This window comes from Mesorhizobium sp. LCM 4577, assembly GCF_001854795.2.
GTDB lineage: Bacteria > Pseudomonadota > Alphaproteobacteria > Rhizobiales > Rhizobiaceae > Mesorhizobium > Mesorhizobium plurifarium.
On record NZ_MDDU01000002.1, the window covers coordinates 263,888 to 287,932 of the forward strand.

The window sequence follows — 24,045 nt, forward strand, 5'->3', positions numbered from 1 at the left end:
GCGCCGACCTCCGCAGGATCAGCTTCCAATGACCCGCCCGTCAGCCATCATCACCGGCGGAGCGCGCGGCATCGGGCTGGCCTGCGCGGACGCGTTAGCCGAGGCAGGTTTCGATATTCTTGTCGCCGACCTTGCTGAGAAGCCCGCTGATGGACTGCCCGAAAAGATCGTCAAGCACGGCGCGGAGTTCGCCTACGCCCGCTGCGACATCGCCGATCTCGCCAGCCACGCCGCGCTCGTCGAAGCCGCGATCAACGCCTTCGGCCACATCGATTGCCTGGTCAACAATGCCGGCGTCGGCGCCGTGGTGCGCGGCGATCTGCTGGAGCTGAAACCGGATAACTTCGATCGTGCGCTCGCCATCAACCTTCGCGGCACTTTGTTCCTCAGCCAGGCCGTCGCCAAGGCCATGCTGGCGAAGCCTGCCGTTCCAACAAGGTCGATCATCACCATCACGTCGGTGAGCGCAGCCATGGCCTCGCCGGAGCGCGCCGACTACTGCATTTCCAAGGCCGGGCTTTCGATGTGGGTGAAGAACCTGGCGCTGCGGCTCGCCGCCGAAGATATCGGCGTGTTCGAGGTGCGGCCGGGCATCATCCGCACCGACATGACCTCCGGCGTTTCGGCCAAATATGACGCGCTGATCGACGGCGGGCTGGTGCCGGCGAAACGCTGGGGCGAGGCCGCCGATGTTGGTGCCGTGGTCGCCGCGCTTGCCTCCGGAAAATTCGGTTTTTCGACCGGATCGGTCATCGATGTCGATGGCGCGCTCTCGGTGCCACGCTTGTGAGGAACAATGGCTGACTACATCATTGTTGGCGCCGGTCCCGCCGGCTGCGTTCTCGCCAACCGGTTGAGCGAGGATCCGTCCAATTCCGTTTTGCTGCTGGAAGCCGGCGGGAAGGACTGGCACCCGCTCATCCACATGCCGGCGGGCTTCGCCAAGATGACCAAAGGCATCGCCTCCTGGGGCTGGTCGACCGTGCCGCAGAAGAACATGAAGGACCGCGTCTTCTGGTACACGCAGGCCAAGGTCGTCGGTGGCGGCTCCTCGATCAATGCCCAGATCTACACCCGCGGCAACGCCCGCGACTACGACGCCTGGGAGAAGGAAGAAGGCCTCGCCGGCTGGGGCTATCGCGACGTGCTGCCCTATTTCAAGCGCGCCGAGAACAACCAGCGCTTCGCCAACGATTTCCATGGCGACCAGGGCCCGCTCGGTGTCTCCAATCCGATCTCGCCGCTGCCGATCTGCGAGGCCTATTTCCGCGCCGGCCAGGAAATGGGCATACCCTTCAATCCGGACTTCAATGGCGCGAGCCAGGAAGGTGTCGGCTACTATCAGTTGACCCAAAAGAACGCCCGGCGCTCATCCGCTTCCGTCGCCTATCTGAAGCCGATCGGTGCCCGCAAGAATCTGACGGTCAGGACTGACGTGCTCGTCACCCGCGTCGTCGTCGAGAAGGGCCGCGCCGTCGGCGTCGAGATCGTCGACAAGCCGGGCGGCGAGAAGACCATCCTGCGCGCCGACCGCGAGGTGATCGTCTCGTCGGGCGCCATCGGTTCGCCCAAGCTCCTCATGCAGTCGGGCATCGGCCCGGCCGACCATTTGAAATCGGTTGGGGTCACGCCGGTGCATGACCTGCCCGGCGTCGGCTCCAACATGCAGGACCATCTCGACCTGTTCGTGATCGCCGAATGCACCGGCGACCACACCTATGACAACTACGCCAAGCTGCACCGCACGATATGGGCCGGCTTGCAATACCTCTTGCTCAAGAAGGGTCCCGTGGCCTCGAGCCTGTTCGAGACCGGCGGCTTCTGGTACGCCGACCCGACAGCCGCCTCGCCCGACATCCAGTTCCATCTCGGTCTCGGCTCCGGCATCGAAGCCGGCGTCGAGAAGCTGAAGAACCCGGGCGTGACGCTGAATTCCGCCTTCCTGCGCCCGCGCTCGCGCGGCACAGTGCGATTGAAAAGCGCCGATCCGGCCGACCATCCGCTGATCGATCCGAACTACTGGTCCGATCCTTACGACCGCGACATGTCGATCAAGGGCCTGCGGCTGGCGCGCGAGATCATGCGCCAGAAGGCGCTTCAGCCTTATGTGCTGCGCGAGGTGCTGCCCGGCCCTGCCCTGCAGAGTGACGCCGACCTTTTCGACTATGCCTGCCGCACGTCCAAGACCGATCATCATCCCGTCGGCACCTGCCGCATGGGTCATGACGCGATGGCCGTGGTGACGCCGGATCTGAGGTTGCGCGGCATCGACGCCTTACGCGTCTGCGACGCCTCGGTGATGCCGCGCGTGCCTTCCTCCAACACCAATGCGCCCACCATCATGGTGGGCGAAAAAGGCGCTGATCTCATCCTCGGCCGCGAGCCGCTGCCGCCGGCCGTGTTCAAGGGCAACCAGGCGGCGTGAGGCATCAATGATGATCCGGCATTGCGTCTTTGTCCGTTTTCGCGACGACGTTCCTGAAACCGAGCGCGCGGCGATCCATGCCGATCTCGAAACCTTGCGCGCCGTCATCGACGGCATGGGCAAGGTAGAGTTCAGCGCCAATGTCAGTCCCGAGCCGTTTGCGCGCGGCTTCGGCCACGGCTTCACCATCGATTTCCGCGACGCCGCCGCCCGCGACGCCTATCTGGCGCACGAAGCGCATCAGCGCGCCGGCGCCCGCCTGGTCGCCGCGCTCGAGGGCGGTACCGATGGGCTGATGGTCATCGATCTCGAAGTGACGCAAATGTGACCGCTCGCCGGCTTAAAACCGGCTGCTGTCCCGTTCTCTTTTGCCCGCCCAGGAACATATCGTTGCTTTTGGGGGATGCAAAAGGAGGACCGCCTTGAACCTCACCGCTGAGCAGAAGAAAACCGTAGTCGCATCGTTTCTCGGCTGGACGCTCGACGCTTTTGATTTCTTCCTTCTGACCTTCCTGCTTACCGATATTGCCGCTGAGTTCCAGACCGACGTGCCGGCGGTCTCCAAAGCACTGTTCCTGACATTGGCGACGCGCTTCATCGGCGCGTTCTTCTTCGGCATGCTTGCCGACAAATACGGCCGCAAGCCGATCCTGATGCTCAACATCGTCAGCTATTCGGTGATCGGCGCCTTAGCCGCCTTCTCGCCCAACCTCGGCGTATTCCTCGCGCTGCGCGCCCTGTTCGGCATCGCCATGGGCGGCGAATGGGGCCTGGGCAGCTCGCTTGCCATGGAATCCATCCCGCCCAGCGCGCGCGGCACGGTCTCGGGCATCCTGCAATGCGGCTATCCGGCCGGCTATCTGCTGGCCGCGGTGGTCTATGGCCTGCTCTATGGGCAGAAGATCGGCGACTTCACCTTCGGCTGGCGCGCCATGTTCCTCCTGAGCTTCGTGCCGGCCCTGGTCGTGCTGTTCATCCGCTCGCATGTGCCGGAATCGCCGGCCTTCGTCGAAGGCCGCACCCAGACACGGCCAGGYCTCCTCGAAACGCTGCGGAAGCACTGGGGCATCGCGCTCTATGCCGTGGTGCTGATGATGTTCTTCAACTTCTTCAGCCATGGCACGCAGGACCTCTATCCGACCTTCCTGAAGAAGCAGCACGGCTTCGACACGCACACGGTGAGCTGGATCACCATCGTCGCCAATATCGGCGCCATCGTCGGCGGCCTTGCCTTCGGTGCGCTGTCGGAAAGGATCGGCCGCATCAACGCCATCACGCTCGCCTGCGTGATCGCCTTGCCGGCAATTCCGCTCTGGGCCTATACGACCACGCCCTTCATGCTGGCGATCGGCGCTTTCATCATGCAGGTGGCGGTGCAGGGCGCCTGGGGCGTCATCCCGGTGCATCTCAACGAATTGTCGCCGGGCTCGGTGCGGGCGACGCTGCCCGGCTTCATCTACCAGGCCGGCAATCTGGCGGCTTCCTATGGCGGCCCCTACCAGGCGGGGATCGCCGAAGCGCCGGGAGGCAGCTACGGCTATGCGCTGGCCCTGTTCGCCGGCGTGGTCGCCGTCTGCATCATCGTCGTCATCCGCTTCAGTCCGGAAAAGCGCGGCCAGGTGATGACCGTGCTCAGCTGAGTATCTGTTTTCAACCCATCCTGAGCGCGGCGACGCCGGCGACAATGCCGAGCGCCGCGGCCGCGCGCCAGGCCGTCATCTTCTCGCCCAGCGCCAGCACCGAGATCAGCATGGCGAACAGGATCGAGGTTTCGCGCAGCGACGCGACCGAGGCGATCGGCGCCTTGGTCATTGCCCACATCACGATCCAGTAGGCTGCGCCGCTGAGCACGCCGGTGAACAGCCCGGCCTTCCAGTCGCGCGCCAGCACCGGAAGCGACCGCGGTCCGCGGAAGGCAATGCACAGGACGAGCGCCCATGCCGCATCACAGACGAACAGCCAGGCCGCGTAGCTTTGCGCGGTTGCGGCCAGCCGCGCGCCGCTGCCGTCGGAAAGCGTGTAGCTGGCGATGAAGATCGAGGTGGCGAGCGCGAAGCCGACCGCGCGCAGATTGAGTTTCTCCAGATGCGCCCCACCCCGAAACGACATGACCAGCGTGCCTGCCGACAGAAGCACGATGCCGAGGATGGCGAAGGGCGCCGGAACCTCGCCGACCACGACGATGCCGCCCAGCGCCGAGAGCAGCGGCGCGGTGCCGCGCGCCAGCGGATAGGTCTGGGCGAAATCGCCCGCCTTGTAGGCGCCGATCAGGAAGGTCCGGTAGCCCATGTGGAAGAAAACGGAGGCGAGGATGAATGGCCAGACCTCGGCCTTCGGCACTTCGACGAAGGGCAGCGCCACAAGTGCCGCGGCGCCCATGCCGAGCGTCATCAGCGTGATCGACAGGAAGCGGTCGAGATGGACCTTGACCAGCGCGTTCCAGATCGCGTGCATGGCCGCCGCCGAAAGCACCGCCAGGAAGACGAACAGCGTCATCCCCGCCTCACCTGCCCGCCAGACTTGAGCCGATGCCCGGCGTTTCCAGATCGATATCGACCCGAAGCGGAAAATGATCGGAAGCCACCTCGCCGATATCGGCGCTGACCGAACGCACGCGCCCGGCCAGCATGCCGCCGACGAAACAATGATCGAGCCGTCGTCTCGCCAGCCTGCCGTCGATGATCTTTTCGTGCGTATGGAAGTCCGGTCCCGGCTCGGTGGCGACGGAAGCGGCATCGACGAATCCGTCGATATAGGCGGCTCCGCGGTGATAGGGGGTATTGCCGACGATGCGCCGGTATTCGGCGCTGCCTGGCTCCATGTTGAAATCGCCCAGCCAGATCGCCGCCACCGGGTTTTCGGGTTCCGGCTGGCCGTTCGACCAGTTGCGTCGCGGCTCATCGTCGACGCCGCTCCAGGGGCCGCCGTCGGACGGCGCGCGACGATGCTCGGTATTGAGATAGTCGATCTGCTCCAGCCGCTCCTCGGCCGCGATATGGGCAAGATGCAGCGAGAACACGCGCACTGGTCCCGCCGGCGTACGGATCATGCACTCCAGCGCCGCGTTGCGGGTGTTGAGCGGCCTCAGCGTGCGCCGCAGCGGCAGCGTGTGCAGCCGCGACCAGACGATCGGCAGCTTCGACAGCACCATCGTGCCGAACTGCCGCCGGCGATTGACGATGCGGCCGCCGCGCCTCTCGCTGGCATCCATGTCGAAGGCGGGGCCATAGGCCCAGTAATAGTCGGGCAGCAAGCTGGACAGGATCTCGGGCTGATCGTCCTCATTGGTGCGCTGCCAATGCCGCTCGACTTCCTGCAGCGCGATGATGTCGGCGCCATCCACCAGCCTGGCACAGCGGCTGAGATCATAGCGCCCGTCGCTGCCGTAGCCGTATTGGATGTTGTAGCTGATCAGCTTCATTGATTAACCGGCTCACTTCTGGCGATTGCAGTAGCGCAATTCCAGGAAAAGTGTGAGCGTTTAAGTTCGGCGTCTTCGCCGTAACCTTTCCGTCCGGAATTGCGTCGAGAAAAAAGACATAGAGCGGTTCGCCGTTTCAGGTGAAACGCTCTAGCGCCAGGCCCCTTGCGTTGCAATGGACCGGCAGGACAAGTGGAATAGTCCAATGGAACCCGGCGAACCGCGCTAATAGGTCGTCAGCGGCTGGAAGCTTCCGGCGGGCGACGCCGCCAGTTCCGACCAGTCGATCTCCTCTTCCAGCCGGTGGTAGGCCTCGTCGCCGATCGTGCCGTTGCTGCGCAGTTCCTCCAGCGTGTCGCGCTGCCGCTTGATGGCGTAAAGGCGCAACCGGTCGTATTCCGTCGCGGCTTGCGCGTCGTCGGGGTTTTCCGCAACCCGCCGCTGCGCCTCATACTGCTCGCGCACGACGGCGGCAGCGGCCGATGTCTTGCGGTTCAGCACGTCGAGCGCGGCCTGCATGATGGCGACGCGCGCCTCGGCTACTTCGCGATCGATCGTCATATCCCGCTCGAAATTGAGCCAGCGCAGAAGCGGCTTCAGGCTTATCCCCTGCAGGACCAACGTGCCAAGCACGACAGCGAACGCGGCAAGCACGATCGGGTCACGCCCAGGAAAATTGGCCGGCAAGGCAATTGCCACCACCAGCGTCACCAGCCCGCGCATGCCRCACCAGCCGACAAGCACGGCGCCGCGAAACGTCGGCGCATCCTGCTTTCTGTCTTCGCCGCCGGAGCGGGCGAACCAGCGTATGACCGCGACGTAACCCGCCACCCACACGAGCCGCGCCACGATGACGACGACAAGCACCGTTGCGGCGAACAGGAATGCTCCGCCTTGCCCGTCGCCGGAGAGACGGCCGACGATCGACCGCGCCTGCAGGCCCATCAGCACGAAAGCCAGCACGTTGAGCACGAATACCGCCGACTCCCAGACCGAATAGGTGCTGACGCGACGTCTCGCCGACATCCGGCGCGGCGCGGTGCGCGCGATGGTGATGGCATAGACGACGATTGTGATGATGGCGGACAGACCGAGCTTGTCGGCAATGATCCAGACGGCGAAGGTTCCGGCGAACTGCACAACGGTGCTGCTTGCCGCGTCCTCGATGCGGGTGAGCGCCAGCAGTGAGACGCGGCCGAACAGATAGCCGGCGATAACGCTACCGACCGTCGCGAGCAGGATGACYGGCACCGCGTCCTTCAGCATGAGCGTGCCGACCGCTGCCGCGACCGAAATCCGGTAGATCAGCAGCGCCGTGGCGTCGTTGAGCAGRCTCTCCCCTTGCAGGATCGCGGTGATGCGGTGCGGCACCTTGAACTGGCTGAGCACGGCACTTGCCGCGACCGCGTCCGGCGGCGCGACGATGGCGCCGAGCGCGATCGCCGCCGCGATCGGCAGTCCGGCCATTTTCCAGCCGACGAAGGCGACGACCACCGCGGTGAAGACGACGGCGCCGAGCGCCAAAAGCACCAGCGACAGCCGGTACCGCTTCAGGTCGCGCAGCGAGGTGTCATAGGCGGCATCGAGAAGCACCGGCGCGATGAACAGCGCCAGCGCCAGTTCCGGATCGATCTCGATCACCGGCGCGCCCGGCACAAAGGCAAGCCCAACGCCCGCAAGCGCCAGCAGCGATGGGTAAGGCACCTCCAGCCGCCGCGACAGCGCCGTCAGCGCGACGGCGATCAGAAGCAGGACGAGCGTAAGTTCGAACAGAGCCATGGCTCATCGTAGCGGCGAAGCGCGAAGCTTGGCAGTACCTTCGAGTCAGGATGCTGTTGATTTATCCGGCAAACCCGCGCTGCCTCATAGGGTGTGCTCGCAGGACAAACCGATGGCGCCCGTATACCACCGAGAGCCCCTGGCATGTCTTATCGGCATCAGGACGGCCAGGGCCGTCAGTGCAGGACCAGCATATCGCCCGACGAGAACGAAATATCCGCCTTGTCGCCGACGACCGGCGGCGGCGTCGTCGAATTGTTGAAGGTATCGAGCGAAACCGTGTTGCCGCCGATGCCGACGCGCACGCGGATGACCGAGCCGAGGAAATGCACTTCGGCGATCTCGCCCGACAGGCTGGTGTCGTGCCCGGGCTGGCGCGCCAGCGAGATCGCTTCCGGCCGCAGCGCCAGCGACAGCGTATCGCCGGACTTCGAGCCGTTGAGTTTGCCCTTGAGCGAGACTTCCTGCGCGTTGACCTGCACCTTGCCGGCCGAGGCGTCGGTGACCTTGCCCTCCAGCACGTTGAGCGTGCCGACGAAATTGGCGACGAATTTGGTCGCCGGCCGGTTGTAGATCTCGAACGGCGTCCCGACCTGCTCGGCCCGGCCGCCATACATCACCGCGATGCGGTCGGAGATCGACAGCGCTTCTTCCTGGTCGTGCGTGACGAAGATGGTGGTGATGCCGAGCTTCTTCTGGATCGAACGGATTTCCTCGCGCAGCGACACGCGCACCTTGGCGTCGAGCGCCGACAGCGGCTCGTCAAGCAAAAGCAGCTTCGGCTTCGGCGCAATGGCGCGCGCGAGCGCGATGCGCTGCTGCTGGCCGCCGGAAAGCTGGTAGGGATAGCGGTCGGCCATCTGTGGCAGCTTGATCATGTCGAGCATCTCGGCGACGCGCCTGTCCGCGTCCGGCTTCGACATGCCGGCCACCTTGAGGCCGAAGGCGATGTTCTGCGCCACCGTCAGGTTCGGGAACAGCGCATAGGCCTGGAAAACCATGCCGACATTGCGCTGGTTCGGCTTCAGCCTGGTGATATCCTTGCCGGCTACGACGATCTTGCCTGCCGACGGCTCCTCGAAACCGGCCACCATGCGCAGCACCGTCGTCTTGCCGCAGCCCGACGGCCCGAGGAAGGAGACGAATTCGCCCGGTTCGACATCGAGATTGAAGTCCTGGACCACGGTTGTGGCGCCGAAGGATTTTCGAACGTGCTGGATTGAGAGGAATGGCTCAGCCATGGCTTTCTCTTTCGCTCAATTAGGGCGGTTCGCCGATTTCGGCGCGAAGCGGGACAGGACCTGGATCAGCGACATACAGCCCCAGGTAATGGCGAAGGCGATGATGGCAAGTGCCGCTGGCTCGTAAGCACGGTTGGCGCCCATGTTCTGCAGATACGGGCCGAAGGCCGGCCGGTTGAGCAGGCTGGCCACGGTGAACTCGCCGATGACGATGGCAAAGGTCAGGAAGGCGCCGGACAGAACCGCGATCAGCACGTTGGGCAGGATCACGCGTCCGATGATCGTCGTCCAGCCGGCGCCGAGGATCTGCGCCGCTTCGGTGAGCGTCCTGACGTCGATGGTGCGAAGGCCGGTATCGACGGCGCGGTACATGTAAGGCAGCGCCAGCGTCGCATAGCCGATGACGAGCAATGCGTTGGTGCCTAAGCCGCTGGCGAGGAACGRCAGCGGCGAGCTAGAGCCGTACATGCGGATATAGCCGAACACGATGACGATGGCGGGAATGACCAGCGGCAACAGCGTGACGAATTCGACGATCGGCCTGAGCTGGGGCAGGCGCAGCCGGATCCAGTAGGCGGTGGGCACCACCAGAAGCACGCCGAGGATGATGGTGAAGATCGCGGCCACCACCGAGAAGGTGAAGGATTCCTGGAAGCGTGCATCGCCGAGCACGACGCGGTATGCCTCGAAGGAATATTCGCCGCGCTTCATGCGCATTGAGAATTCCAGCGTCGCGATCAGCGGAATGAAGAAATAGGCGGCGCCGAGGACGAACGTCAGCCAGGCCCAGAACTTACCCGACTTCATTTGAGCCACCTCTCCGAGCGGGTCCGGAACCAGATGTAGAAGACATTGGCGAGCCCGGTGATGAAGATCATGCCGAAGGCGATCGCATAGCCGAGATTGGCGTTGTGCAGCACGTCGCCGCGGATCTGCGCATAGAGCACGATCGGCACGATGTTGAGCGACGAGCCGGTCAACGCATAAGCGGTGGCGATGGCGCCGAAGGCGTTGGCGAAAAGCAGGATGAAGGTGCCGAGGAAGCTCGGCCACAGGACAGGAATGACGACCATGCGCCAGTACTGCCACTGGGTGGCGCCGAGCGTCGCGGCGGCCTCGCCCCATTCCTTTTTCAGGCCGTCGATCGCCGGCACGATGATGACGACCATCAGCGGGATCTGGAAATAGAGATAGGTCAGCGTCAGGCCCCAGAAGGACAGCACGTTGAAGCCGTGCTGATAGAGGTCGAAGCCGATCGAGCGCAAAAGCACAGTGAGCAGGCCGAGGCGGCCGAGCGTCGCCAGGAAGGCGAAGGCCAGCGGAACGCCGGCAAACTGCGAGGCGACGCCCGAGAAGGTGAGCGCCGCCGAACGCGTCCAGTTGGGCAGGCCGCCGCGCACGATGGCGATGGCGATGGCGAGGCCGATGAAGGCGCCAAGCAGCGACGAGGCGACGGAAACCTTGATCGAGATCCAGTAGGCGGCAACGATGGTCGGCTGCGCGAGATCTGCGATGTTCTGCAGCGTGAAGCCGCCGTCGGCGTTCTGGAACGCGCCGATGATGAGATAGAGCGTCGGCAGGATCAGGAACATCAACGCGAAGATGATGAAAGGCGCGACGCCCAGCCATTGCGTGGGCAGACGCATCGCGCGCGCGCCGGGCGGAATGGTCTTACCGGCGGCGGACGGTCCTGAAAGGCTGATATCGGTCATGCCTGACTGCCTTCAATAAGGGAATCCGGGCGGCGCAAGGCCGCCCGGAAGAGCATCGACTTACTTGACGTTGGCGCCGACGACCGAGTCCCAGCCCTTGGTGATCTCTTCCTTGGCAGCGCCCTGCTCGTCGAGCGACGGGAACACGGCCTTGGCATAGGCGTCTGCCGGCGGCAGCTTGTCGAGCAGCTCCTGCGGAACCTTGCCGTTCTTGGCGAGGTCGTTGAAGCGGATCGGGTGRCAATAACCCTTCAGCCAGCCGATCTGGCCTTCGTCGGAATAGAGGTATTCCATCCACAGCTTCGCGGCGTTCGGATGCGGCGCGTAGGCGCTGATCGCCTGCACGTACACGCCGGCGACGACGCCGGTCTTCGGGATGACGATATCGGTCGGCGGGTTGCCGTTCAGCGTGTCGCGGCCCGACAGGTTGTTGTAGTCCCAGTTGATCAGGATCGGCGTCTGACCCTGCGCGAGCGTGGCCGGCTTGCCGATGACCGGAACGAAGTTGCCGCCGGCGTTGAGCTTCTTGAAGAAGTCGAGGCCGGCTTCGCCGGCGGCCTTGCCGGCAGCGGCGCCGGTGGACAGACCGGAAGCGTGGACGGCCTGGATCGCCTGGTTCGACGCGCGCGGATCACCGGCGAGCGCAACCGAGTTGGCGTATTCCGGCTTCAGAAGGTCGGCCCAGTCGGCCGGAACGTTCTTGACCAGATCCTTGTTCACCATGAACGACAGAACGCCGTAATAGTCGCCGTACCAGGCGCCGTCGGCATCCTTGGCGCTGTCCGGGATCGAATCCCAGGTCGAGACCTTGTAAGGCATCAACAGGCCGTCTTTCTTGGCCGAGGGGCCGAAAGCCAGGCCGACGTCGATGACGTCGGGGGCCTGCGGACCCTTGTTATCCTTGTTGGCCTTGATCGCCTCGACCTCGTCGCCCGAGCCGGCGTCGGGATTGAGTTCGTTGATGGTAATTCCTGGATACTTAGCCTTGAAAGCGTCGATCACTGCCCCATAGCCGCACCAGTCATGCGGAAGCGCGATGACAGTGAGCTGGCCTTCCGCCGTCGCGGCCTTGGCGAGATCGTCCAGCGAATCCGCGGACGAAATCATCGTCGACGCAAAGAGCGTCGCGGCCGAGAGGGAAAGCACTTTCCCCGTGAACTTGAACATGTGTTCTCTCCGTTGAACTGGCGCCGTTGGGCGCCTGCGATGCGGGTATCGTTTTCGTGTGACAGCCAGATGAAGGCTTTTTGAAACCGGAGCCCCGCGGCGAAAAAAGTTAACTCTTTTTAACGGACTGTAGCAATTAGCCCGCGCTTAATTTTCCGGCTAATGGTTAGCCGCCTTGTTTTTTGCCCCGCTCCTCCTCCAGCTGCTCGCCCTTTCTTCAACTCTTCGGCATTGAAAGCCGGCTCTCAGACGGAGCCGGCGATCGCGTTTTCGAGCAGCGCCAGCGCCGCTTTCTTGGTGAGCTTGACCGGATTGCCGCCGGCCGTCGGGTCGACCACCGCCATATCGGCGATCAGCGCCTTGCGCTTCTTGTCCATGTCGAGCCCCTTGATCAGGCCGGGCAGCGCGTGCGGCACCTTGAGCTCCTTGCGCAGCTTGATGACTGCCTTGGCGAAGCCGTCGAAGCCGCCCTTTATGCCGCAATAGGCGGCGAGCCTGGCGATACGGTCCTCGATCGCCTCTCGATTGAAGGCGAGCACATAGGGCATGAACACGGCATTGGTCATGCCGTGATGGGTGTCGTAGAGCGCGCCGATCGGATGCGACAGCGAATGGATGGCGCCCAGCCCCTTCTGGAAGGCGGCGGCGCCCATGGCGGCGGCGCTCATCATGTGGGCGCGGGCGACGAGATCCTTGCCGTTGGCGAAAGCCTTCGGCAGGTTCTCGAACACCAGCCGGATGCCTTCCACCGCGATGCCGTCGGCCATCGGGTGATAGCCGGGCGCGCAATAAGCCTCGAGGCAGTGCGCAAGCGCGTCCATGCCGGTGCCGGCGGTGATGAAGGCAGGCATGCCGACCGACAGCTCCGGATCGGCAATGACGATCGCCGGCAGAAGCTTCGGATGGAAGATGACCTTTTTGGTATGGGTCTCCTCATTGGTGATGACGCCGGCGCGACCGACCTCGGAGCCGGTGCCGGCCGTGGTCGGCACGGCGATGATCGGCGCGATCGCATCCGAATTGGCCCTGGTCCACCAGTCGCCTATATCCTCGAAATCCCACACCGGACGCGTCTGTCCGGACTGGAAGGCGATCAGCTTGCCGAGATCGAGGGCCGAGCCGCCGCCGAAGGCGATGACGCCGTCATGCTTGCCCTTCTTGAACACGGCGATGCCGGCGGTGAGGTTGGACTCGACCGGGTTCGGCTTCACCTCCGAAAACACGCCATAGGGGACCTTGGCGTCGTCGAGGATCTTCAGCGTCGAGGCGACGACCGGCAGTTTCGCCAGGCCGGGATCGGTGACGAAGAGCGGACGCTTGATGCCGGCGGCCGCCAGCGCATCCGGCAGTTCCTTGATGCGGCCGGCGCCGAAACGGACGGTGGTGGGGTAGTTCCATTTGGAGATGAGCTTGGACATTTTTTGTCTTTCGAAAGGTCAGATCGCTTCACGCAGGTGATAGGATTTCGGGCGGGTCAGATTGTCGTAGCCGATGGCCGAGAGCGCCGCGCCCTTGCCGGTGTCCTTGACGCCGGTCCAGACCAGCGCCGGATCGAGATAGTCGCAACGGTTCATGAACACGGTGCCGGTCTCGACGCGGTCGCCGATGGCGATCGCATGCTCCGTGTCGCGCGTCCAGATCGAGGCCGTCAGCCCATAGGGGCTGTCGTTCATCAGCGCGATCGCCTCCTCGTCGTTGCGCACCTTCATGATGCCGACGATCGGCCCGAAGCTTTCCTCGCGCATCACGCTCATCTGGTGGTCGACCTCAGTCAGCACCTCCGGCGCCAGATAGGGCGAGCCCGGCTTGTCGTTCTCGACCTTCATGTTGATGTGCGCGATCGCGCCCTTGCGCAGCGCTTCTGCCTTCTGCTCGCGGATCAGGTCGGCGAAACGCGCCTGCGCCATCGGGCCCATGGTGGTCRCCTGCTCCAGCGGATTGCCGACGATATAATTCTTCGTCTCGGCGATGAAGCCCTCGACGAACTCGTCATAGACCTTCTCATGCACATAGACGCGCTCGATGCCGCAGCAGCACTGGCCGGAATTGTAGAAGGCGCCATCGACCAGGTTGGCGACCGCATGGTCCAGCTTGGCGTCGGGCAGCACATAGGCCGGGTCCTTGCCGCCGAGCTCGAGGCCGAGCGTCATGAAGGTGCCCGCCGCGGCCTTCTCGATGGCGCGGCCGCCAGCGACGGAGCCAGTGAAGTTGACATGGTCGATCTTGCCCGAGCCGAGCAGCTTCTCGGTCTGGGCATGGTTCATGATGAGGTTCTGGAACAGGCCCTTGGGCAGGCCGGCCTTGTCGAAAGCCTGCTGGAAGCGTTCGCCGACGAGCAGTGTCTGCGCCGCGTGCTTGAGGATGACGGCGCTTCCGGCCATCAGCGCCGGCACGATGGTGTTGACCGCGGTGAGATAGGGATAGTTCCACGGCGCGATCACCAGCACGACGCCGAGCGGCACCTTCTTCACATAGCGGCGGAAGCCGTCCTTCGGATTGGAGGCCATGACCGGCTTCAGCGCAGCTTCAGCGATCTCGACCATATAGCTGGTGCGTTCCTTGACGCCGCCGAACTCGCCGCCATAGCGCACCGGCCGGCCCATCTGCCAGGCGATCTCGGGCACGATCTCGTCGGTCATGGCGACCAGCGCTTCCAGCATCGCCAGCATATACTTGCCGCGCTCGACGACCGGCGTCTCGGCCCACTTCTCCTGCGCCGCCCTGGCGCGCTCGACCGCCGCACTGATCGCCTGGTCGCTCGCGACCGGCCGTTCGGCGTAGATCGAGCCGTCGATGGGGGATTTGAGTTTGACCGTTTCGGTCATGTGTTCCTCGCAGTTTTATAACACTCGCAATGATGTGGCTGGCGCTTCCTTCATGCGCCGGCCGGCAGGGCCTGCGCCGAGGCTCAAAGGCGCTGCCCGCCTTCTCCTTCGCTGAAGGCCGGGACAGCGCCGACGCTAACGCGGCACCTTAATACCGCTCGAAGCCCCGATGCAGTTCCCAATCCGTAATACGGCGGTCGTATTCGAACTGCTCCCAGCGGGCGGTGTGCACATAATGCTCGATCACCTCGTCGCCGAAGGCCTGCTTCAGCATCTTCGACTTGGCTAGCGTCTCGGTGGCGTCGCGCAGCGTCTTCGGGATCTCGGGCAGGCGCGAGGCCTGATAGGCGTCGCCGACGAAAGGCTTCTGCAATTCCAGCTTCTCGTCGATGCCGGCGAGGCCCGACGCGATCAGCGCCGCGAAGGCGAGATAGGGATTGAGGTCGGCGCCGCCGATGCGGCACTCCATGCGGATGCCTTTGGTGCCCTCGCCGCAGAGCCGGAAGCCGGCGGTGCGGTTGTCCTCACTCCACATGATCTTGGTCGGCGCGAAGGTGCCGGCCTGGAAGCGCTTGTAGGAATTGATGTAAGGCGCCAGGAACCAGGTGAACTCCTTGGCGTATTTGAGCTGGCCGGCCGCCCATTGCTGGCCGAGACTGGACAGCGTCCAATCGGCTTGTCTGTCGAAAAACAGCGGCGTCTTGCCATCGGCGCTCCACAGCGAATTGTGGATGTGGCTCGAATTGCCGGCGAGTCCATAATTGTATTTGGCCATGAAGGAGATGGCCTTGCCTTCGGAATCGGCGATCTCCTTGGCGCCGTTCTTCAGGATGACGTGGCGGTCGGCCATCTCGAGCGCCTCGGCATAGCGCACATTGATCTCTTCCTGGCCCGGTCCCCACTCGCCCTTGGAGTTTTCGATCGGAATGCCAGCGGCCTCCATCTCGTTGCGAAGCCGGCGCATGACGCCTTCTTCCTTGGTGGTGATGCCGATCTGGTAGTCGCCGATATAGGGCGAGGCGCTATCCAGCCCCTGCCAATGCTTTTTGCGGGCGGACTCGTAGGTTTCGCTGAACAGGTAGAATTCGAGCTCGGAGGCGAAATAGCCGATATAGCCGCGCTCCTGCAGCCGCTTGACCTGCTTCTTCAGGATCGCGCGTGGCGAGTGCGCGAGGTCGTCATGCGTGTGATGGTCGAGCACGTCGCAGATGACCAGCGCCGTCTTCTCCAGCCACGGAATGCGCCGCAGCGTCGACAGGTCCGGCTTCATGACGAAATCGCCATAGCCCTTCGACCAACTCGCCGCCCTGTAGCCCGGCACCGGCTCCATATCGATGTCGCAGGCCAGGAGATAGTTGCAGCCATGCGTCTCGCCATGCGCTGAATCAACGAAATACTGGGCCAGGAAACGCTTTCCCGCGAGCCGGCCCTGCATGTCGACGATGCAGGCCAGCACCGTGTCGATCTCGCCGTTCGAGACCGCTTTCTTCAACTGATCGAACGAGAAATTCCCGGCCATTCCTTTGGCGCTCCAGTGCTTGTCGATTTGAGGGGAGAAACGAGAACCATGGCCGGCGTACGCCGGCCATGGCCGTGAAGCGAAGGTTCAGTGGCCGGTCTCGCCGACCGCCTGTTCGGCCGCCTTGATCGCCGCCTGGCGCGCCGCGATGATGTCGCCCAGCGGCGGACCCTGGAAGCGGTTGCGCTCGAAAGCAAACCAGACGATCGCCGTCAGGATGAAGAAGCCGACGGTGATGTAGAGCGCCCAGTCGTTCGGCGGCTGGATGCCGATGACGAAGATCAGGATCATCGACACGATCGACAGGAAGGCGAACAGCATGAAGATGCCGCGCCCCATGTTCCACGGGCCCATCTTGTCCCACTTCGGCGTTCCCCAGGCCATCATGCCAAGCACGATCGGCACGGTGAAGGAGAGGAACAGGAAGATGACGGTGCAGGACACCACGATCGTATAGGCCGAGGTGCCGGCGACCGAGACCACCGACGAGCCCCATACGAAAAGCACCGACAGGATCGAGGCAGTCCAGATCGCCGCCACCGGCGTGCGGTAGGTCGGGCTGACCTTGGCAAGCGCCGCCGAGCCGGGCAGTCCGCCGTCGCGCGAGAAGGCGAAGATCATGCGCGAGGCGGAGGTGACGGTGGCGAGGCCGCACAGGAGCTGCGCCAGGAACACGACCAGGTAGACGAACTCCTTGAGGCCGGACGGGACGCGCTGGTCGAAAGCCCAGAAGAACACGTTCCAGCCCTGCTTGGCCGCGTCGTCCATGTTCGGGATCATCAGCACGAAGGCCGCCAGGAACAGGTAGCCGAACAGCGCCGACCAGATGACCGACATCACCATCGCGCGCGGCACGGAAGACGCCGCCTTGATGGTTTCCTCAGAAGTGTGCGCGGAAGCGTCATAGCCCGTGATCGTGTAGATCGGCAGCAGCAGGCCGAGTGCGAAGACCCAGGCGTTCGATACTTGCGGCCACACGCCGCCGCCGGCATCACCGGAGTAGTTGTGGAAGGTGAAGAGGCGGCTGAAGTCCCAGGTTTGGGCAAACAGCAGGCAAACCACCGCGATAAGGATCGAGCCGAAGAAGATCAGATAGCCGGAGAAATCGGTCAGCTTCGCCGTCAGCTTGATGCCGAGATGGTTGATCAGCGCCTGGGCGCCGGTGATGATCACCAGGAAGATCATCTGGTTGGTCAACGTGCCCTCGATGCCGAGCGCCGGACCGAAGGCGCCGACGAAGAAGGTCCAGGTGCCGACATTAATAGCGCCGAGCACGGTGATAAGACCGAGCAGGTTGAGCCAGGCCGTCACCCAGCCGGTGCCGCGATTGCCGAGGATCGAACCCCAGTGATAGAGGCCGCCGGCCGTCGGATAGGCCGAGCTGATCTGCGACATGGCGACGGCGAAAGTGAGCGACACGAAGCAGCCAACCAGCCAGCCGATGYCGACGCCGATGCCGCCGGCGCCCGAGGTCGCCTGCGCCAGCGAGTTGATGCCGCCGGACAGGATGCAGATGATCGAGAAGGAAACCGCGAAATTCGAAAAGCGGCTGAGCCGCCGCTCCAGTTCCTGGGCATAGCCCATGCTGTGAAGGACCTGAATATCCTTCGCCTTATCGACTTCGGTATAGTCGTCTGCTGCCATTTGGAAGTCCCCTGTTGGTTCTTAGCTGGCCGATTGTACTGACTTACCCATTGCGCTTTGTCGGGAGCCCTTGGCCTCCTCGGGCTCCAGATTCGAAAATATGCCTGTGAGCAGATCCGCCCATTTCCGCTGCCCGGTCTCGCCGGCGATTTCGTCGTTGCGGATTTCGATCATCGCGCAGGGCAGCCCGCGCGACCGCGCATGCCGTTCCAGCGTGAAATAGACGCGGTCGGCCGGCGAATAGGGTTCGTTGACGCCGACGGTGACGCCGGCAAGCCGCCGCAGCGCCGCGACCAGGGGCGTTGCCAGGCGGCGGTCGTCATCATGGATGATGCCGATATGCCATGGCCGGCTCTTGCCCTTGTAGACCGGTGTGAAGGAGTGCACCGACACCAGCCGCGTTTCCTGACCCCGCGCCAGCCGCCGCTCGATGATCTGGGCGATCGTGTCGTGGAAGGGGCGCCAGGCAAGGTCGATGCGCGCGGCGCGCTGCTTGTCGGACAGGCCCGAATTTCCGGGAATGGCGGTGGTCTCGCTGACCGGCGGCACGAGGTCCGGCGCGTCGAGCGGCCGGTTGCAGTCGATGACGAGCCGCGACACGCGGGTCTCGATCAACGTCGCGTCGAGCGCCTCGGCCATGCGGAGGGCGACAGGAAGCGCGCCCGGATCCCACGCGATATGACGGGAAAGGTCCGCGGCCGGCAGGCCGAGCGTTCCGAATTCGGCGGGCAGGAAGTTGGAAGCGTGATCGCAGGTGAAGACGAAGGGGCTGGATCCGTCGGGATTGGTCACCCTGACGGTCTCAGACGGGGCAAGGCTAGCGGGCCGAGCTTTCTCCATATCGTCCCCTGCGGAACGCTGTATCTTATGTTACGTATTTTGTCTCATTGCGTCCCTGTGAATGATTTCATACAGTTTGACCGGCTTTGTCAAACGCGAATTCGGGAAACCGGCGGCGGCGGGTCAACGGGCGGGGGAAAACATGATTTCCAGCATTGCCGAACTGATCTCTGACCGCATCGGCGCTATGCCGGCCGGCGAGCGCCGCGCCGCCCAGACGCTGATTGCCAACTATCCTTTGACCGGGCTGAAGACGGTCGCCGAATTTTCGGCCGCGGCCGGCGTGTCCTCGCCGACGATCCTGCGCTTCGTCGCCAGGCTCGGCTTCCAGAACTACCCCGAATTCCAATCGGCGCTGCAGGATGAGCTGGCGGCGCAATTGCAGTCGCCCGCTTCGCGCACGCTCAATCCGGGCTCGGCCGGCGGCGCCGTCTCGCCGATGCTCGAGGCGACGCTCGACAACATGCGCGAGACGTTCCGCCACCTTACCGACAAACAGCTCGCCGACATCGCCGCGCGGCTTGCCGAGCGGCGCGGCAAGACCTTCCTCATCGGCGGCCGCTTCACCGATCCGCTGGCGCGCTACATGGCTGCCCATCTCGCCATCATCCAACCGGACGTCTATCACCTCGCCGGCCAGGAGAGCATTTGGCGCGACCGCCTGATCGACATGGGCAAGCGCGACGTGCTGGTGATCTTCGATATCCGCCGCTACCAGGAAAGTCTGGTCCGCTTCGCCGAGAAGGCGCATCACCGCGGCGTGCAGATCATTCTCTTCACCGACCAGTGGCTGTCGCCGATCGCCCGCTTTGCCCGCCATGTGATCGCCGGACGCACCGCCGTGCCGTCGGCCTGGGATTCGTCGGCCGCTCTGTTCGTGGTCGCCGAAACGCTGATCGGCGCCGTGACCAGGCAATTGGAAGCCGCCGGCGCCAAGCGCATCCGCGACCTGGAGAGCTTGCGCTAGCCGGGCGAAAGCCGGTGGCCGCCGGCCAAACGCGGCAAAACGCAAGGGTCCCAACCGCGCCCCGCGTTCACGTTACCTAGATTTAATGTGCACGTTTGCGTGATAATTGCCATAAACCGCTGATATCAGGGTGTGGAGTGGCCGGTTTTCGCCCCCACCCCGTGTCGTCGATGTGCTTGCTTCCTTCTGGAATCCGGCAGACGAGTCCTGCCGCTGGAGTGTCGATGTCGAGCTGGAAGCAGATTGTTGCAGCGCTTGTGATTCTGGTTGCCGCCGTGGCCGCCTGGGCGCGCTTTTATCCCGGCGCGCCACAGATACTGTCGCATTGGGGGCTGGACTGGGCCATCACCGCGACGCCTCCGGCTACGGAGAGCGCCGGCCCCGGTCAGTCCGGACGCAGCCGCGCAGGTCAGGTCGTCACCATCGTCGCTTCGCCCGCCGGCACCGCCACCATCAACGACAGGCTGCAAGCGATCGGCACCGGCCGCGCCAACGCGACGGTCACCGTCAACCCATATTCGTCCGGTCGCCTCACCGAGTTGCTGGTCCAGTCCGGCACGCATGTCGAAAAGGGCGATGTCATCGCCAAGCTCGATTCCGATGTGGAAGTGATCGCGCGCGACCGCGCGCAGGTGGCGATCGAGGATGCGCAGTCCAAGCTCGACCGGGTGAAATCGCTCAGGGCTTCCAACGCGGCCACGCCGGTGGCCGTCGCCGATGCCCAGGTGACGCTCGCCAATGCCAAGCTGGCGTTGCGCGACGCCGAGCTCGCGCTGGAGCGCCGCTCGATCGTGGCGCCGATCGAAGGCACCGTCGGCATCCTGCCGATCGCCGCCGGCAACTACGTCACCAGCCAATCGGCGATCGCCACGCTTGACGACCGGTCCTCGATCCTGGTCGACTTCTGGGTGCCGGAACGTTTCGCCGCCGCGGTCAAGGTCGGCGCCCAGCTGTCGGCCACGCCCTTGGCCAACCCTAACCAGGTCTATACCGGCACCGTCTCGGCCATCGACAACCACATCGACGAGAACAGCCGCACGCTGCTCGTCAAGGCAACGATCGCCAACCCCGCCGATTCGCTGCGCGCCGGCATGTCCTTCCGGATCGGCATGCGGTTCTCCGGCGATACCTATCCGGCCGTCAACCCCCTTGCCATCCAGTGGGGAACCGACGGCGCCTATGTCTGGGCCGTCGCCGACGGCAAGGCCAAGCGCGTTCCGGTGCGTATTATCCAGCGCAACACCGAGACGGTGCTGATCGATGCGCCGGTCGCGAGCGGCGACATGGTGGTGACCGAAGGCACGCAGAGCGTCAGCGAAGGCGGCGATGTCCGCATCGCCGGCCAGGGTAGCGCCACCGAGGCCGAAGGCTCATGATGAGCATCGGCGACGCCGCTCGGGGATCGGGCCTCACCGCGCTTTTCATCCGCAGGCCGGTCATGGCCTTCGTGCTCAACACGCTGATCGCTGTTGCCGGGCTTGCCGCCTTCTGGGGCGTCGAAATCCGCGAATTGCCGGATGTCGACCGCCCGGTCATCACAGTCAACACCACCTTCGAGGGCGCGGCCGCCGAAACCGTCGACCGCGAGCTGACCGACGCGATCGAAGGCGCCGTCGCGCGCGTCTCAGGCGTCAAGTCGATCTCGTCGACGTCCTCTTTCGGCCAGAGCCGCGTCACCATCGAGTTCAACGACGGTGTCGACCTCAACGTCGCGGCCTCCGACGTGCGCGATACCGTCAGCCGCATCACCAACCAGCTGCCCGAAACCGCCGACGCGCCGCGCATCGTCAAGGCCGACGCGAATTCGGATCCGGTGATGCGGCTCGCGGTCACCTCCGACACGATGTCGGTGCAGGACATGACGGTGCTGGTTCAGGACCGCATCGAGGACGAGCTTGCCGCGGTGCCCGGCGTCGCCGACGTCCAGGTGTCCGGCGACCGCGACAAGATCTTCCGCATCGACGTCGACCAGAACAAGCTGGCGAGCCAGGGCTTCACCGTTGCCGACCTAAGAACGGCGCTTGCCTCGGTCGCCTTCGATTCCCCGGCCGGTTCGATCACCACGACGAACCAGGACCTCATCGTGCGGACCACCGCCGACGTGACCACGCCGGAGGAGTTCGAGAACATCGTCATCGGCGGCGCGACCCGCATCCGCGACGTCGCCACGGTGACGCTCGGACCCGATATCGGCCAGACTTCGCTGCGCTCCGACGGCAAGACCGGTATCGGCCTTGGCATCATACGCCAGGCGGAATCGAACACGCTGGACATCTCGACCGGCGTCAGGGCCGCCGTCGCGAAGCTGCAGGAGACGCTGCCCGCGGGTATGTCGATCAAGGTCACCAGCGACGACGCCGTCTTCGTCAACGGCGCCGTGCATGAGGTCGAGATCGCGCTGGCGCTCTCGGTCTCGATCGTGCTGATCGTCATCTACGCCTTCCTGCTCGACTGGCGCGCGACGCTGATCCCCGGCCTGTCGATGCCCGTCGCCATGATCGGCACCATCGCGGCCATCTATCTCGCCGGTTTTTCCGTCAACATCCTGACGCTCCTGGCGCTGGTGCTGGCGACCGGTCTTGTCGTCGACGACGCCATCGTCGTGCTGGAAAACATCGTGCGCCGCCGCAACGAAGGCATGGGGCCGCGCGCCGCGGCGGTGCTCGGCACCCAGGAAGTGTTCTTCGCGGTCGTCGCCACGACGCTGACGCTGGTCGCCGTCTTTGTGCCGATCTCCTTCCTGCCGGGACAGACCGGCGGCCTGTTCCGCGAGTTCGGCTTCGTGCTGGCGATGTCGGTGCTGCTCTCCTGCGTGGTCGCGCTGACGCTTTGCCCAATGCTTGCCTCGCGCATGCTGACCAGCGCCTCGCTTCACCATGAAGGCGGCACAGGCATCGGCGCGCGCATCGGCGGGGCGCTGCATCGGCTGTACAAGCGTTGCCTGCATCTTTGCCTCGACGCACCCTGGATCGTGGTGCTGGTCGCGCTCATCTTCGCCGGCACCGCCTTCACCCTGTTCGGCACCATCCGCCAGGAGCTGACGCCGACGGAGGACCGCGCCGTGGTGCTGTTGCGCATCAACGCGCCGCAAGGCGTCAGCCTCGACTACACGACCGAGCAGATGCGCAAGATCGAGCGACTGATCCAGCCGCTGCGTGATTCCGGCGAGATCCGGTCGACCTTCGAGAACGCCGGCAACAACGGCTCCTACAATTCGGGCTTCATGGTGATGACGCTGGCGCCCTGGGACGAGCGCAGCCGCAGCCAGCAGGAGATCATGGCCGATATCAGCCGCTTGACGAAACAGGTGCCGAGCGTGCGCGTCTTTCCGGTGCAGCCGAACAGCCTTGGCATCCGCGGCGCCGGCAACGGCCTGCAATTCGCGCTGGTCGGCAACGACCGCAAGGCGCTGAGCGAGGCGGCGGTGAAGATCGTCGACGAGATGCGCCAGGATCCCCGCTTCCAGACGCCGCGGCTTTCCGTCGATCCGACGCAGCCGCAGCTCGCGGTGGCCATCGACCGCGAACGCGCCTCCGATCTCGGCATCGACATCACCGGGCTCGCCGACACGCTGCAGGCCATGCTCGACGGCAACGATGTCGTCGACGTCTACATCGCCGACCGCAGCTATGGCGTGAAGCTGGTCTCGACCACCAACCCGATCAACGATCCGACCGATCTGGAAAACATCTTCCTGAAGACGTCCGATGGCCGCTTCGTGCCGATGTCGACCATCGCCACGCTGACCGAGCGCGCCGTGCCGCCGTCGCTGACGCGCGAGCAGCAGCAGCCCTCGGTCGCGATCACCGCCAATCTCGGCAGTGGCTTCGCGCTCGGCGAGGCGCTGACCCGCGCCGAGCAGATCGCGGCGCCGCTGCTGCCGCCCGGCGCGCGCATCCTGCCGCTCGCCGAGGCCGCCACGCTCGGCGAGAGCAACAGCGCCATGATCGCCGTCTTCGGCTTCGCCCTGGTCATCATCCTCCTGGTGCTGGCGGCGCAGTTCGAGAGCTTCGTCAGCGCCGTCATCATCATGGCGACCGTGCCGCTGGGCTTGGCCTGCGCCATCTTCGCGCTGCTCCTGTCGGGCACCAGCCTCAATGCCTACAGCCAGATCGGCCTGGTTCTTCTGGTCGGCGTCATGGCCAAGAACGGCATCCTCATCGTCGAGTTCGCCAACCAACTGCGCGACCGCGGGGCAGGCGTGCGGGAGGCGATCGAGGAGGCGGCCACCATTCGCCTGCGCCCGGTGATGATGACCATGATCTGCACCGTGCTCGGCGGCGTGCCGCTGGTGCTGGCCGCCGGCGCTGGCGCCGAGGCGCGCGTGGCGCTGGGCTGGGTTATCGTCGGCGGCCTTGGGTTAGCCACCGTCTCGACCCTGTTCCTCACCCCGGTCGCTTATCTCCTGCTCGGCCGCTTCGTCACGCCCAAGGCGCATGAGGAAGCCCGGCTGAAGCGTGAGCTCGAGGAAGCAGCCTATGTCGACCTGGAGCCGGCCGAGTAGG

At 64.6% G+C, this 24,045-nt stretch carries 19 protein-coding genes; 7 read left to right on the plus strand and 12 right to left on the minus strand.

The window, feature by feature from the left end:
- Positions 1-28 precede the first annotated feature (28 nt).
- The 4 genes from LCM4577_RS05785 to LCM4577_RS05800 all read left to right on the plus strand — a co-directional run bounded on the left by LCM4577_RS05785 (position 29) and on the right by LCM4577_RS05800 (position 4,065).
- Positions 29-790: a 3-ketoacyl-ACP reductase gene (locus tag LCM4577_RS05785; protein ID WP_071032881.1), complete on the plus strand. Its 762-nt coding sequence runs from the start codon at positions 29-31 to the stop codon at positions 788-790.
- Between the two features lie 6 nt (positions 791-796).
- Positions 797-2,425, plus strand: coding sequence for a GMC family oxidoreductase (locus LCM4577_RS05790; RefSeq protein ID WP_071070149.1), 1,629 nt, complete (start codon positions 797-799; stop codon positions 2,423-2,425).
- 7 nt (positions 2,426-2,432) lie between these two features.
- Positions 2,433-2,753: a Dabb family protein gene (locus LCM4577_RS05795; RefSeq protein ID WP_244508227.1), complete on the plus strand. Its 321-nt coding sequence runs from the start codon at positions 2,433-2,435 to the stop codon at positions 2,751-2,753.
- A gap of 94 nt (positions 2,754-2,847) precedes the next feature.
- The gene (locus LCM4577_RS05800; protein WP_071070151.1) at positions 2,848-4,065 is read left to right on the plus strand and encodes an MFS transporter; all 1,218 of its coding nucleotides are present in this window, start codon (positions 2,848-2,850) and stop codon (positions 4,063-4,065) included.
- 10 nt (positions 4,066-4,075) lie between these two features.
- Here the strand turns inward: LCM4577_RS05800 and LCM4577_RS05805 are convergent, their stop codons facing one another.
- The 12 genes from LCM4577_RS05805 to LCM4577_RS05860 form a co-directional block, all read right to left on the minus strand.
- On the minus strand, positions 4,076-4,921 hold the full coding sequence (locus LCM4577_RS05805; protein WP_041012623.1) for an EamA family transporter: 846 nt from the start codon (positions 4,919-4,921) through the stop codon (positions 4,076-4,078).
- 7 nt (positions 4,922-4,928) lie between these two features.
- On the minus strand, positions 4,929-5,846 hold the full coding sequence (locus LCM4577_RS05810; RefSeq protein WP_071070154.1) for an endonuclease/exonuclease/phosphatase family protein: 918 nt from the start codon (positions 5,844-5,846) through the stop codon (positions 4,929-4,931).
- A gap of 225 nt (positions 5,847-6,071) precedes the next feature.
- A complete protein-coding gene (locus tag LCM4577_RS05815) occupies positions 6,072-7,625 on the minus strand; it encodes a sodium:proton antiporter (RefSeq protein WP_071070156.1) in 1,554 nt (517 codons plus the stop codon).
- A gap of 176 nt (positions 7,626-7,801) precedes the next feature.
- Entirely contained in the window at positions 7,802-8,866 is a 1,065-nt protein-coding gene (locus LCM4577_RS05820) for an ABC transporter ATP-binding protein (protein WP_040990142.1), read from the minus strand.
- 15 nt (positions 8,867-8,881) lie between these two features.
- A complete protein-coding gene (locus tag LCM4577_RS05825) occupies positions 8,882-9,673 on the minus strand; it encodes an ABC transporter permease (protein ID WP_071070158.1) in 792 nt (263 codons plus the stop codon).
- Positions 9,670-10,578 (minus strand): ABC transporter permease subunit, encoded by a 909-nt coding sequence (locus LCM4577_RS05830; RefSeq protein ID WP_041004825.1) that lies wholly within the window; start codon positions 10,576-10,578, stop codon positions 9,670-9,672. The genes LCM4577_RS05825 and LCM4577_RS05830 overlap by 4 nt, the downstream gene beginning before the upstream one ends.
- Before the next feature lie 60 nt (positions 10,579-10,638).
- On the minus strand, positions 10,639-11,745 hold the full coding sequence (locus LCM4577_RS05835) for an ABC transporter substrate-binding protein (protein ID WP_040990149.1): 1,107 nt from the start codon (positions 11,743-11,745) through the stop codon (positions 10,639-10,641).
- 245 nt (positions 11,746-11,990) lie between these two features.
- Positions 11,991-13,163: an iron-containing alcohol dehydrogenase gene (locus tag LCM4577_RS05840; RefSeq protein ID WP_041012620.1), complete on the minus strand. Its 1,173-nt coding sequence runs from the start codon at positions 13,161-13,163 to the stop codon at positions 11,991-11,993.
- 18 nt (positions 13,164-13,181) lie between these two features.
- Entirely contained in the window at positions 13,182-14,570 is a 1,389-nt protein-coding gene (locus LCM4577_RS05845; RefSeq protein WP_071070159.1) for an aldehyde dehydrogenase family protein, read from the minus strand.
- 148 nt (positions 14,571-14,718) lie between these two features.
- Complete coding sequence (locus LCM4577_RS05850; RefSeq protein WP_071070161.1) at positions 14,719-16,089, minus strand: glutamine synthetase family protein; 1,371 nt, start codon at positions 16,087-16,089, stop codon at positions 14,719-14,721.
- 87 nt (positions 16,090-16,176) lie between these two features.
- Positions 16,177-17,733, minus strand: a complete 1,557-nt coding sequence (locus tag LCM4577_RS05855) for an amino acid permease (RefSeq protein ID WP_071070163.1) — start codon at positions 17,731-17,733, stop codon at positions 16,177-16,179.
- Positions 17,734-17,754: 21 nt separating this feature from the next.
- Positions 17,755-18,573 carry an N-formylglutamate amidohydrolase gene (locus tag LCM4577_RS05860; protein WP_071070165.1) on the minus strand — a complete coding sequence of 273 codons (819 nt, stop codon included), beginning with the start codon at positions 18,571-18,573 and terminating at the stop codon, positions 17,755-17,757.
- A 142-nt stretch (positions 18,574-18,715) separates the two neighbouring features.
- On the opposite strand from LCM4577_RS05860, the gene LCM4577_RS05865 reads away from it, so the two are divergent.
- From LCM4577_RS05865 to LCM4577_RS05875, 3 genes are all read left to right on the plus strand, one after another.
- Positions 18,716-19,540: a MurR/RpiR family transcriptional regulator gene (locus LCM4577_RS05865; RefSeq protein ID WP_040990416.1), complete on the plus strand. Its 825-nt coding sequence runs from the start codon at positions 18,716-18,718 to the stop codon at positions 19,538-19,540.
- A gap of 224 nt (positions 19,541-19,764) precedes the next feature.
- A complete protein-coding gene (locus LCM4577_RS05870) occupies positions 19,765-20,916 on the plus strand; it encodes an efflux RND transporter periplasmic adaptor subunit (protein ID WP_071070167.1) in 1,152 nt (383 codons plus the stop codon).
- The gene (locus LCM4577_RS05875; RefSeq protein WP_071070169.1) at positions 20,913-24,044 is read left to right on the plus strand and encodes an efflux RND transporter permease subunit; all 3,132 of its coding nucleotides are present in this window, start codon (positions 20,913-20,915) and stop codon (positions 24,042-24,044) included. The genes LCM4577_RS05870 and LCM4577_RS05875 overlap by 4 nt, the downstream gene beginning before the upstream one ends.
- Position 24,045 lies beyond the last annotated feature (1 nt).